At 53.2% G+C, this 12,560-nt stretch carries 12 protein-coding genes; 7 read left to right on the forward strand and 5 right to left on the reverse strand.

Annotated elements, in window-relative coordinates; translation table 11 throughout:
• Positions 1-22 precede the first annotated feature (22 nt).
• From FOB24_RS11885 to xthA, 3 genes are all read right to left on the reverse strand, one after another.
• The gene (locus FOB24_RS11885; protein ID WP_137347190.1) at positions 23-733 is read right to left on the reverse strand and encodes a TVP38/TMEM64 family protein; all 711 of its coding nucleotides are present in this window, start codon (positions 731-733) and stop codon (positions 23-25) included.
• Positions 730-1,386: a TVP38/TMEM64 family protein gene (locus FOB24_RS11890; protein WP_170973240.1), complete on the reverse strand. Its 657-nt coding sequence runs from the start codon at positions 1,384-1,386 to the stop codon at positions 730-732. Before FOB24_RS11890 ends, FOB24_RS11885 begins: the two co-directional genes overlap by 4 nt.
• Before the next feature lie 223 nt (positions 1,387-1,609).
• Positions 1,610-2,416, reverse strand: coding sequence for an exodeoxyribonuclease III (gene xthA, locus FOB24_RS11895; RefSeq protein WP_043016615.1), 807 nt, complete (start codon positions 2,414-2,416; stop codon positions 1,610-1,612).
• 444 nt (positions 2,417-2,860) lie between these two features.
• Here xthA and astC point away from each other — a divergent pair, with 444 nt between their 5' ends.
• The 7 genes from astC (at position 2,861) to ves (ending at position 10,591) form a co-directional block, all read left to right on the forward strand.
• Positions 2,861-4,081, forward strand: a complete 1,221-nt coding sequence (gene astC / locus FOB24_RS11910) for a succinylornithine/acetylornithine transaminase (RefSeq protein WP_121528958.1) — start codon at positions 2,861-2,863, stop codon at positions 4,079-4,081.
• Positions 4,078-5,112, forward strand: a complete 1,035-nt coding sequence (gene astA, locus FOB24_RS11915) for an arginine N-succinyltransferase (protein WP_038640139.1) — start codon at positions 4,078-4,080, stop codon at positions 5,110-5,112. The genes astC and astA overlap by 4 nt, the downstream gene beginning before the upstream one ends.
• Complete coding sequence (gene astD, locus FOB24_RS11920) at positions 5,109-6,587, forward strand: succinylglutamate-semialdehyde dehydrogenase (protein ID WP_150344963.1); 1,479 nt, start codon at positions 5,109-5,111, stop codon at positions 6,585-6,587. The genes astA and astD overlap by 4 nt, the downstream gene beginning before the upstream one ends.
• The gene (gene astB, locus FOB24_RS11925) at positions 6,584-7,927 is read left to right on the forward strand and encodes an N-succinylarginine dihydrolase (protein ID WP_150344964.1); all 1,344 of its coding nucleotides are present in this window, start codon (positions 6,584-6,586) and stop codon (positions 7,925-7,927) included. Before astD ends, astB begins: the two co-directional genes overlap by 4 nt.
• On the forward strand, positions 7,920-8,885 hold the full coding sequence (gene astE / locus FOB24_RS11930; protein ID WP_150344965.1) for a succinylglutamate desuccinylase: 966 nt from the start codon (positions 7,920-7,922) through the stop codon (positions 8,883-8,885). The genes astB and astE overlap by 8 nt, the downstream gene beginning before the upstream one ends.
• A 348-nt stretch (positions 8,886-9,233) precedes the next feature.
• The gene (spy, locus tag FOB24_RS11935; protein WP_150344966.1) at positions 9,234-9,719 is read left to right on the forward strand and encodes an ATP-independent periplasmic protein-refolding chaperone Spy; all 486 of its coding nucleotides are present in this window, start codon (positions 9,234-9,236) and stop codon (positions 9,717-9,719) included.
• Positions 9,720-10,015: 296 nt separating this feature from the next.
• Positions 10,016-10,591, forward strand: a complete 576-nt coding sequence (ves, locus tag FOB24_RS11940) for an environmental stress-induced protein Ves (protein ID WP_069324272.1) — start codon at positions 10,016-10,018, stop codon at positions 10,589-10,591.
• On the opposite strand, the gene cho is transcribed toward ves, so the two are convergent.
• Positions 10,551-11,438: an excinuclease Cho gene (gene cho / locus FOB24_RS11945; RefSeq protein WP_069324271.1), complete on the reverse strand. Its 888-nt coding sequence runs from the start codon at positions 11,436-11,438 to the stop codon at positions 10,551-10,553. The genes ves and cho overlap by 41 nt on opposite strands.
• Positions 11,439-11,564: 126 nt before the next feature.
• Positions 11,565-12,395: an ammonia-dependent NAD(+) synthetase gene (gene nadE / locus FOB24_RS11950; protein ID WP_038640152.1), complete on the reverse strand. Its 831-nt coding sequence runs from the start codon at positions 12,393-12,395 to the stop codon at positions 11,565-11,567.
• Positions 12,396-12,560: the final 165 nt, after the last annotated feature.

A 12,560-nucleotide genomic window follows, 5' to 3' on the forward strand; every position in this document is an offset into this window, starting at 1 on the left:
ATTGCTAAAAATGGCGTATGTCTCAGGTTTTTTTCCGTTGACGCTCAAGGTAAAGGCTTCTTGCTCCTGAAATCACCACGCTCAGGGCAAACAGGATGAACAGGCCGGTAACAAACCAAAATGTACCGCCGGTTAACAGGCTACCGGCCCACGAATAGACAATCGTGGCGGGTAACTGACCGAAGCCGGTGGCGAGGAGAAAGTGGCGAAAACGAATCGAGGTCAGGCCCGCGGCATAGCTTACCGGGTCGAAGGGCACAAAAGGTAACAGGCGACAGATGAGAATAGTGTGCTTGCCATAACGTTCGAAAAAAGCGTCCATGTTGTTCAGCACCGTTTTCCCGGTCAGCTTTTCCACCGCACTGCGACCCAAAACGCGGGCAATAAAAAAACACAGCGCTGCGCCGACCATCGCGCTGCTCCAGGACAGTACACCGCCCCAAAACGCGCCAAACAGCGAGGCATTGGCAAACGTAATCACAAAGGCGGGAAGCGGCGCGACGATGGCCTGTAAGATCATCAGGAAGAACGATACAACCGCAGCCTGGGTCCCATACGAACGAATGAAGTTCTCGAGCGCGTGTTGATCCAGCGTAGTAAACGCCGCCAGGCTGCCCCGGAGAAAATCACTGACGCCAGGTATCCACGCCCATGCCATCAGCGCGAGCAGCAGCACAACTATCAATCCTGCCCGGTAATAGTGGGTTAATCGCGCTTTGTTCAGCTTTGTCATTTACCTGCACACTCGTGGCTGGACGACGGATCGATATGTTTATATCTGGCCCAGGCTTTTGCCGCCTGAATAAGAATGAATAACGCCAGGCCCGCAACGCTGAGTTTGCCGATAAATGCCAGAGTCATGCCTTCGCTGGCCAGTTCGTGCGACATCAGCGTATAGATAAAGATGCCGGGCAAGGTGGTTACCGCAGATATCACCGTAAATGACCAGAACGGAATCGCCGTCAGTCCATAGGCGTAATTTTGAATATTATAGGGGAACAATGGTACGAGTCGGGTCAGGATCAGAAAGTCCAATCCGCTATGGGCAATGCCTTTCTCGATTGCCTGAAAAGTCGCCGTGTGCCCAACGTATTTCAGCAGTAGTTCCCGACCAAGCCAGCGAGCCAGCAAAAACGACAGCGCCGAGGCGACGGTTGCCGCCACTAACGAGACAAGCGTCCCTGCCACAGGGCCAAACAGCACACCGCCGACGATCACCAGAATACTGCCGGGGATCAGACACAGCGCAGCGATGATAAACAGCAAGATGTAAAGCGTATAGCCGAACATACCGCTTTGGCGGATGACGTTTTGTAAATGATGGAAATTGGTTATCAGGTCGGTCAGGCCGAAATAATGGAAAACTCCCGCCAGAACGCAGAACAGGACTGTGACAATCAGCAGTCGATATTCTGCGTTATGCGAACTTCTTTTTCATGGGGGTTCTCCTGTAAAACCGAGTGTAACGCAGCGTTTTCGTCAGCGAAAAGTGCGCGCGAAGATATAATAAATTCCCGGACACAACAATGTATTACCGTCGATTTATTGATTTTACACAGAATAAACAGACTCTCCAGGCGAGGCCCGGAGAGTGAATAATCGCAGGAGGTCAGACGCGGAATTTAGCCCATACAGGCGCATGATCGGACGGTTTTTCCATGCTGCGGATCTCATAGTCGATGCCGGTTTCTTCACAGCGCTCCGCCAGTGGGTTGCTCGCTAACAGCAGATCGATACGCAGGCCACGGTTATCATCAAAGCCTTTGGAGCGGTAATCAAACCACGAGAACTGGTCATTTTTTTCAGGATAAGCATGACGATAGGTGTCCACCAGGCCCCAGCCCAGCAGGCGCTCCATCCACTCACGCTCTTCCGGCAGGAAGGAACATTTACCGGTACGCAGCCAGCGTTTACGGTTTTCCTCGCCAATGCCGATATCGAGATCGGTTGGGCTGATGTTCATATCGCCCATGATCAAGACCGGATTGTCGCGTTTCAGTTCAGTCTCCAGATAGTTTTGTAGATTCTGGTAAAACGCGGCCTTGGCCGGAAATTTGGTTTCGTGGTCACGGCTTTCGCCCTGCGGGAAATAGCCGTTGATCACGGTAATGCTGCCCAGAGGGGATGGGATTTCCGCCATGATGATACGGCGCTGCGCTTCTTCGCCATCGCCCGGGAAGCCACGACGCACTGCGATTGGCGTTTCTTTCGTTAGCAGCGCCACGCCGTAATGACCTTTCTGACCATGATAAAAGACGTTGTAACCCAGCTTTGCTACCTCTTCGAGAGGGAACATGTCGTCGTGGACTTTTGTCTCCTGTAAGCCAATCACATCCGGTTGGTGTTTTTCGACAATGGCTGCCAGTTGATGAGGACGGGCACGCAGGCCGTTGATATTAAAAGAGACAAATTTCATAGTCGCTGCCGTTTTGCAAGATGAATAGTGCAAGGATGGTAGCAGAATTTCCGCTGGCTGACTGCTTCTTGTCACCTGATTCCAACAATGATTGCCAATGGTGTTAACGATGGAGCAAAAACTGCACCGTTTTGGCGCGAAGCGCGTCAGAACAGAGCAATAATTTCCGATAAATTTCGTATACGATCACAATTCCAGAATTATATTTGGCAACTGAATAAAACTGCGGTTTTTCCTCTATTTAGTCGCCTGATACGCAAACATATTCACTTTATATGCACATTAAGTGAATATCGCCACGTTGTAACCTATTGATATTCCGTCACCGACCTTTGTTTATGCACTTTTTTTGCTGGCTGGCACGAACCCTGCAATCTACATTTACACCGCAAACACTATATTTATTAACATATAAATAACCTTTTATTTACCGTTGAGGTCGCTATGTCTCTGTCAATTACACGTGAAAATTTTGATGAATGGATGATGCCCGTATATGCCCCGGCTCCTTTTATTCCGGTGCGTGGTGAAGGTTCACGTCTGTGGGATCAGCAGGGTAAAGAGTATATCGATTTCGCGGGAGGCATTGCGGTTAACGCGCTGGGGCACGCCCATCCGGCATTGCGCGAGGCATTAAACGACCAGGCGAGCAAATTCTGGCACACGGGAAATGGCTACACCAACGAGCCGGTGCTGCGTCTGGCGAAAAAGCTGATTGATGCCACCTTCGCCGAGCGTGTTTTCTTCTGTAACTCCGGCGCGGAGGCTAACGAAGCGGCATTAAAGCTGGCGCGTAAATATGCTCACGATCGTTTTGGCAGCCAGAAGAGCGGCATCGTGGCGTTTAAAAATGCTTTCCATGGCCGCACACTGTTCACCGTCAGCGCCGGAGGGCAGCCCGCTTATTCACAAGATTTCGCGCCGCTGCCGCCGGATATCCGCCATGCCGTCTATAACGATCTCGACTCCGCCCGCCAACTGATTGATGACACCACCTGTGCGGTCATCGTTGAACCGGTGCAGGGGGAAGGCGGCGTCGTACCAGCAACAAATGACTTCTTACAGGGGCTGCGTGAATTATGCGATCGCCACAATGCGCTGCTGATTTTTGACGAAGTCCAGACCGGTGTGGGTCGTACCGGCGAACTGTATGCCTATATGCACTATGGCGTTACGCCAGACCTGCTGACGACAGCCAAAGCGTTGGGCGGCGGTTTCCCCATCGGCGCGTTATTGGCGACAGCAGACTGTGCCAGCGTGATGACGGTTGGTACGCACGGTACAACATACGGCGGAAACCCGCTGGCCACGGCGGTGGCGGGCAAACTGCTGGAGATTGTTAACACCCCGGATATGCTCAACGGTGTTAAGCAGCGTCACGACTGGTTTGTGGAGCGTATTGACGCTATTAACGAACGTTTTGGGCTATTTAGTGAAATTCGTGGGCTCGGCCTGCTGATCGGCTGCGTACTGAACGCGGAATTTACCGGGAAAGCGAAACTCATCTCGCAAGAGGCGGCCAATGCCGGAGTGATGGTGCTGATCGCCGGCGCTAACGTGGTGCGCTTTGCGCCAGCGTTAAACGTCAGCGAAGAAGAGGTTGCTAGCGGACTGGATCGCTTTGCGCTGGCCTGCGAACGCATTAAAGCAGGAGGTTCATCATGATGGTGATTCGTCCTATTGAACGTGCTGATATCACCGCGCTGATGCAACTGGCCGGTAAGACCGGCGGTGGGTTGACTTCGCTACCGGCCAATGAAGCCACGCTGATGGCGCGTATCGAACGCTCGCTACAAACCTGGCGCGGTGAGTTGCCGAAAAGTGAGCAAGGCTATGTTTTTGTACTTGAAGACAGCGCCAGCGGAACCGTGGCAGGGATTTGCGCCATCGAGGTGGCGGTAGGGCTTAACGATCCCTGGTACAACTATCGGGTTGGCACGCTGGTGCACGCCTCGAAAGAGCTGAACGTATATAACGCGCTGCCGACGCTGTTTCTGAGTAACGATCACACGGGCAGCAGCGAGCTTTGCTCTCTGTTTCTCGATCCCGACTGGCGTAAAGAGGGCAACGGCTATTTGTTGTCTAAATCGCGCTTTATGTTTATGGCGGCATTTCGTGACCGGTTTAATGAAAAGGTCGTGGCCGAGATGCGCGGTGTAATCGATGAGCACGGTTACTCTCCCTTCTGGGAAAGCCTCGGCAAACGCTTTTTCTCCATGGAATTCAGCCGTGCGGATTTTCTCTGCGGCACCGGACAAAAAGCCTTTATTGCTGAACTGATGCCCAAGCATCCTATTTATACCCATTTCCTGTCTGAGGAAGCGCAAAGCGTAATTGGTCAGGTACATCCGCAAACCGCTCCGGCGCGGGCGGTGCTGGAGAAAGAAGGATTTCGCTACCGTAACTATGTCGACATTTTCGATGGCGGGCCGACGCTGGAATGCGATATCGACCGCGTTCGCGCTATCCGTAAAAGCAGGCTGGTGGAAGTGGCGGAAGGTCAGCCAGCGATCGGCGATTACCCGGCCTGTCTGGTCGCTAATGAAAACTATCAAAACTTCCGCGTCATGTTGGTTCGCGCTGACCCGGATACCCAACGTCTGGTACTGACGGCGGCGCAACTGGACGCCCTGAAATGCCACGCGGGCGACCATGTACGTTTTGTGCGTCTTTGTGCAGAGGAGAAAACAGCATGACATTATGGATAAACGGCGACTGGGTGACGGGGCTTGGCGAGCGTCGGGTGAAAACGAATCCGGTAAGCGGTGATGTGCTGTGGCAAGGTAATGATGCCGACGCGACTCAGGTGATGCAGGCTTGCCGTGCTGCGCGCACCGCCTTTGCCGGTTGGGCTAAACACCCCTTTAGCGCGCGTCAGGCTATTGTCGAAAAATTTGCTTCATTGCTGGAAAGCAATAAAGCCGAGCTAACCCAGATTATCGCCCGGGAAACCGGCAAGCCGCGCTGGGAAGCCGCCACTGAACTGACGGCGATGATCAATAAAATTGCTATTTCCGTGAAAGCTTACCATGCCCGTACCGGAGAGCAGCACAGCGAACTACCGGATGGCGCGGCGACGTTGCGCCATCGGCCGCACGGCGTGCTGGCGGTATTTGGCCCGTATAACTTCCCTGGCCATTTGCCCAATGGCCATATTGTTCCGGCTCTGCTGGCGGGCAACACGTTGATTTTCAAGCCCAGCGAGCTGACGCCGTGGACCGGTGAAGCCGTGACAAAGCTGTGGGAACAGGCGGGATTGCCGCCGGGCGTGCTGAATCTGGTGCAGGGCGGACGCGAAACGGGGCAGGCGCTGAGCGCGCTGGAAGACCTCGACGGTCTGCTGTTTACCGGCAGTGCCAATACCGGTTATCAGCTGCATCGACAGTTATCCGGCCAGCCGGAAAAAATCCTTGCGCTGGAGATGGGCGGCAACAACCCGCTGATCATTGAGAACCCGGAAGATATTGATGCGGCAGTACATCTGACCATTCAATCCGCATTTGTTACCGCCGGGCAGCGTTGTACCTGCGCCCGTCGCCTGTTGGTTAAAAACGGCGCGCAGGGGGATGCGTTCCTCGCGCGTCTGGTGGAAGTCAGCCAACGACTAATGCCAGCTCACTGGGATGCGGAACCGCAGCCGTTTTTAGGCGGGCTGATTTCTGAACAGGCCGCACAGCACGTTTGTGATGCCTGGCAACGTCTTGCGTCGTTGGGGGGGCGCACGCTGCTGGCGCCACGCATGGTGAAAGCCGGAACGTCGCTGCTGACCCCCGGTATTATTGAACTGACCGACGTGGCAAACGTACCCGATGAAGAGGTTTTTGGTCCTCTGCTCGGCGTCTGGCGCTATGACAGCTTTGATGACGCGATTCGTATGGCGAACAACACCCGCTTTGGGTTGTCATGCGGGCTGGTTTCACCCGATCGCAGCCAGTTTGATCAGCTCCTGCTGGAGGCGCGGGCCGGGATTGTTAACTGGAATAAACCGTTAACCGGCGCGGCAAGCACCGCACCGTTTGGTGGTGTGGGCGCGTCCGGTAACCATCGCGCCAGCGCGTGGTATGCCGCAGATTATTGCGCCTGGCCGATGGCGAGCCTGGAATCTCCGGCCTTAACCCTGCCGTCGGCGCTCAGCCCCGGTCTGGATTTCTCTTGCGGGGATAAACGATGAAAGCGCGTGAGGTCAATTTCGATGGTCTGGTGGGACTCACCCACCACTATGCGGGACTGTCATTTGGTAATGAGGCTTCGACCAGCCACCGTTTTCAGGTGTCGAACCCTCGTCTGGCGGCAAAGCAGGGTTTGTTAAAAATGAAAGCGCTGGCTGATGCGGGATTCCCTCAGGCGGTGATCCCGCCTCATGAACGTCCCTATATCCCGGCGCTGCGTCAGTTGGGCTTTTGCGGCAGTGATGAGCAGATTCTGGACAAGGTGGCGCGTCAGGCGCCGCACTGGCTCTCCAGCGCCAGCTCCGCATCACCTATGTGGGTGGCGAATGCGGCAACGGTCTGTCCTTCGGCAGATTCACTGGACGGGAAAGTGCATTTAACGGTGGCGAATCTGAATAATAAGTTCCACCGTTCGCTGGAAGCGCCGACGACCGAAGCGTTGTTACGCTCGATTTTTCGTGATGAAAATACCTTTGCGATTCACGGCGCATTGCCTCAGGTTGCGTTATTCGGTGATGAAGGGTCGGCAAACCATAACCGCCTTGGTGGGGATTATGGCGATCCCGGCGTACAACTGTTTATTTACGGTCGTGAAGAGGGGAATGCGTCACAGCCGAGGCGCTATCCGGCGAGACAATCTCGTGAAGCCAGCGAGGCTGTAGCCCGACTGAATCAGGTCAATCCGCATCAGCTTGTTTTTGCTCAGCAAAACCCGGACGTTATCGATCTTGGCGTGTTTCATAACGATGTGATTGCGGTGTCGAATCGTCAGGTGCTGTTTTGTCATCAGCAGGCGTTTGTCAGACAGCAAACGTTGTTAGAGCAACTACGCCGTCAGGTGGACGGTTTTACCGCGCTGGAAGTCCCGACCGCGGAGGTGTCGGTGCAGGATGCGGTAACGACCTATCTGTTTAACAGCCAATTACTGAGTCGTGACGACGGTTCGATGATGCTGGTTTTACCGCAGGAATGTCGGGAGCATGCTGGCGTGTGGCGATATCTGAGCCGCTTGCTTGCAGATGACAATCCGATCGATGACCTGCGGGTCTTCGATTTGCGCGAAAGCATGTCCAACGGCGGCGGCCCGGCCTGTTTACGCCTGCGAGTGGTGCTTACCCCACAGGAGCTGCAGGCCGTGAATCCGGCGGTTATCATGAACGACACGCTGTTCAATACGCTGAATAACTGGGTTGACCGCTACTATCGCGATCGCCTTGTCGCAACGGACCTCGCGGATCCGCAGTTGTTGCGCGAAGGGCGTGAAGCGTTGGATACGCTGACGCAATTGCTCAATCTCGGCTCTGTTTATCCCTTCCAGCAGGAGAGAACGAGCCATGGATAATTTTCTGGCCCTGACGCTCGCAGGTAGCGCACCTGCGAAAACGCAGGGCACAATTCACGGTTTTGTCTGGCAATGGCTTGGTCACGGGGTACTGGAACTGACACCAACTGCGCCGGTTGAACAGTCGCTGGTGCTTTCTGCGGGAATTCATGGCAATGAAACCGCGCCGGTAGAAATACTTGATTCATTGCTGACCAGGCTGTTTAACGGTGAGCTGGCGCTAACATGGCGGCTGCTGGTCATTCTTGGTAACCCGCAGGCGCTGGCCGCGGGAAAACGTTATTGTCATAGCGATCTGAACCGGATGTTTGGTGGCCGGTGGCAGAGTTTTGCCAAGAGTGAAGAAACGCACAGAGCCCATGAGCTTGAACTGTGTCTGGCAGATTTTTACTCGCGCGCGAAAGAGCCTGTGCGCTGGCATCTGGATCTTCACACCGCCATTCGCGGCTCACAGCATTTGCGCTTTGGCGTGTTGCCACAACGCAATGTTGCCTGGGACGAAAATTTTCTGGGTTGGCTGGGGGATGCGGGGCTGGAGGCGTTGGTTTTCCATCAGACCCCAGGCGGTACGTTCACCCATTTTAGCGCTGAACATTTTGGCGCGCTGGCCTGTACGCTGGAACTGGGTAAAGCGCTGCCGTTCGGGCAAAACGATCTGACCCAGTTTGCACGCACAGCAGATGCGATGGCGCAGCTGCTGCGGGGCGAGCGAGTGTCTACGGTAGAAACATCTCCGTTGCGCTACCGTGTGGTCTCGCAGATTACGCGGCGTAGCGACGATTTTATTCTCCACATGGATAACCAGACGCTCAATTTTACCCCCTTTACCGAGGGAACGTTACTGGCGCAGGACGGAAATGAACGTTTTATCGTCACCCATGACGTTGAATACGTTCTTTTTCCGAACCCAAATGTGGCCTGTGGTTTACGTGCCGGATTGATGCTCGAAAGATTTTGATAAATATAACCGCCCTCAGATTGATTTCTGAGGGCTTATTTTTACGTGCGCTTTAGATTTATTACAGATTATTCCTGGTAAGTTGCTTTCTTAATAATCACAGTTCAGGTATAGTTCTTCATAATCCTTTCAAAATCATCTTGTTGTAATTTTTCATTTCAACTCTGCGCAATTTATTCTTTTTTTCTCCATAATTGATGAATGTTTGTTTTTTACACTTTCATTGTTTTACCGTTGCTCTGATTAATTGACGCTTAAGCCGGTAAAGTTAATCTCGTCAACACGACATCACATTGCATAAGAATCGCATGAATGTCGTAAAAATAACTGAAAGAAAGGATAGAAATTATGCGTAAACTGACTGCTCTGTTTGTTGCCTCTACCCTGGCGCTGGGCGCTGCAAACCTGGCCCATGCTGCTGACACCACAACAACTGCGCCAGCGGATGCCAAACCAATGATGCATCACAACGGGAAGTTCGCCCCGCATCACGACATGATGTTCAAAGACCTGAACCTGACCGACGCGCAGAAACAGCAGATTCGCGAAATTATGAAAGTCCAGCGCGATCAGATGAAGCGTCCGCCGCTGGAAGAACGCCGCGCCATGCACGATATCATCGCCAGCGATAGCTTCGATAAAGCGAAAGCCGAAGCGCAAATTGCGAAGATGGAAGAACAGCGTAAAGCCAACATGCTGGCGCACATGGAAACGCAGAACAAAATTTACAACATTCTGACGCCGGAACAGAAAAAGCAGTTTAATGCCAATTTTGAGAAGCGTCTGACAGAACGTCCGGCGCAGAAAGGTAAAATGCCAGAAGCTGCCGAGTAATCGCCAGTCGTCTACACTAAATCAGTCATGCTGTGTCGGCGTTCAGCGCCGCACAGTGTGCAACAAACTCAAGACCGCCGCTCTTGTCCACAACACGTTTAACGATGTGGGCAGGATCGGCGGTTTTTTCTTTCCCGCCAGGAGAAGCGTTAATTTTTTTGCAAAATACCCTATTCAGCACTAAGGCAAATCAACCCTGTTGCCGATAACGATACTCTGCAGGGTAAATATCACAATGATGATTTATGGCTGGCTGTTCACGGCAGGTTGACGTGCTACGCCTTTCTGGAGGGGTGATGGAATATTTCGATATCCGCAAAATGCCGGTCAGTCTGTGGCGCAATGGGGCGGGAGAAACGCGAGAGATTTGCTGTTTTCCGCCAGCAACACGCGATTTTCACTGGCGGGCGAGTATCGCCTCCCTTGCAGCAAACGGAGAGTTTTCTCTTTTTCCGGGCGTAGAACGCGTGATTACCTTGCTGGAAGGAGGTGAAGTGACCCTGGAAGAGGCGAACATCTTCACTCACACCCTGAAGCAGCATCAACCTTTTACTTTTGCTGGTGACAAGGTAGTAAAAGCAAAGCTGACGGAAGGACGGATGTCGATGGATTTTAATATCATGACCCGACGAGATGTTTGCCAGGCGAAAGTCAGAGTTGCCGATCGCACTTTTACGACCTTTGGTTCTCGTGGCGGCGTCGTGTTTGTTATCAGTGGCGCCTGGCAATTGGGTGAGAAGCTGCTGACGGCCGATCAGGGCGCGAGCTGGCACGACGGTAAACACACCCTGCGCCTGTTGGAGCGCGAGGGAAAACTGCTGTTCAGCGAGATTAACTGGATGCCGGGATACTCTCCGGATTCAGTTCAATAATGTCGTATTTGCCAGACAAAACAGGCCGGCAGAGAATTTTGTAGCCATCATGGTCAAAGCCAGCCGGCATTCTCGCCAGGGTTGTCGCCTCATCCAGCGTTGCAACGGCGCCCAGCCAAAACCAGTTATTGATGATATGGTACTGAGTCATTTCAGCGCGGGTTTCTTGCAGCGCAATGGCATTGTTCCACGGCCAGCAGATGACGCGTACTCTTTCCAGCGCCTCAAGCAGGCGCGAATGATGCGCCTGCGGGCTCTCTTTCCCACAGCACGCTCCGGCGCAGCGCTTTAGCGCTGAGCGAAAGCAGGCTCGCCCACGACTCAGGGGTTCCAGCCCCAACAGGCCGTAGCACAGTTGCTGTTCATCGGCGATGCTTTGCAATGTTTGTAGCGCGGCACGGCGATTGGCAAACAAACCAAACAGATTGGGGGCATGGGAGAAATCAATATCTCGTGCGTAAACAACCTGAACAGTCTGGTCGGTAAGCTGCAGGGCGCAAAGCTGACGATTGCGTCGCAACCGTTTATTAAACAGAGGCTGCTGCTCTTTGATAAGCCGCGCTTCTAACAGTAGGGCGCCAATTTCTCCAGCCGTACAAATCCAGCTAATGCGTTTGGACTGGCGCAGCATTGCCGCTTCGTCCGTGGTACGCAGGTGTGACAACACGCGGCTGCGAATATTGACGCTTTTGCCTATATAAAGCGGCAGGGTGTCGCTTTCGCTATGAAACAGATAGACGCCGGGCACCGCGGGAAGCGCACTCAAAAATGGGCGCAGATGCTCGGGGTATTCATAAATTGCTGCTGCCTCTAATGTCAGGCGAGGGGCTGATTGACGCCGTACCACTTTTCACTCCGCTGCTGGTTATCCATCCAGTATAACAGCTGAGGGGCGATTAAAAAAGCGGCATGATCAGGCTGCTAAGGCCGGAGAGCAGCAATAGGGGTGCTACCCGGCCTTAGGCAGAAAAAATTATGCTTTTTTCCAGAAATCATCAAACACGGTGATGGGTGGGCGACGTTTGTGCTCAGTCTTCAGATACCAACCTTCGATTTTTTTAGCTATTTCAGCATCCAGCGTTTTTCCTTCCAGATAATCGTCGATGTTGTCATAGCTCACGCCCAATGCGGCTTCATCCGGCAGAGAAGGGCGATCGTCTTCAAGGTCGGCGGTGGGAGCTTTCTTATATAAATGCTCCGGACAACCCAGCGCAGCAAGCAGCTGTTTACCCTGGCGCTTGTTCAGACGGAATATTGGGTTGATGTCAGTACCGCCATCGCCATATTTAGTGAAGAAACCGGTGATCGCTTCTGCTGCATGATCGGTACCCACGACAACGCCGCTGGTCATGCCCGCGATACTGTATTGCGCCTTCATACGTTCACGGGCTTTTTCGTTGCCGCGCACAAAATCACTCAGCTCAATTCCCGCCTCACGCAAAGCCTGCTCGCTGGCCAGCACTGCGCCTTTAATATTGACGGTGAGTACGCGGTCCGGTTGTATAAAGGCGATGGCATCCTGGCAGTCCTGCTCGTCAGCCTGAACGCCATACGGTAAACGCACCGCAATAAATTGTAGCGCGTCATTCCCCGTTTCCTGGCGGAGCTCGGAAACGGCCATTTGGCAGAGTTTTCCGGCGAGGGTGGAGTCTTGTCCGCCGCTAATGCCCAACACCAGTGATTTCAGAAAGGGGTAGGTTTGCAGGTATGATTTCAGGAAATCTACGCTTCGACGAATTTCCTCTTCTGCATTAATGTGCGGTTTTGCGCCAAGCGCTTTGATTATCTCTTGCTGCAGAGTCATGCAACCCCCTGTGAAAAATAAAATGATATGTTAAAGCTAACGCGTTGAGGCCCAAACGACAAGGGATGCAGGCCTGATATAACATCATTTTGTTTTAATAGAATTTTCCGAAACGGCCTAAGTATCATCTGATTGCTTGAAAAATGCGTTGTTGTGCTCCAGGCT

It is taken from the genome of Citrobacter werkmanii (assembly GCF_008693645.1).
Classification (GTDB): domain Bacteria; phylum Pseudomonadota; class Gammaproteobacteria; order Enterobacterales; family Enterobacteriaceae; genus Citrobacter; species Citrobacter werkmanii.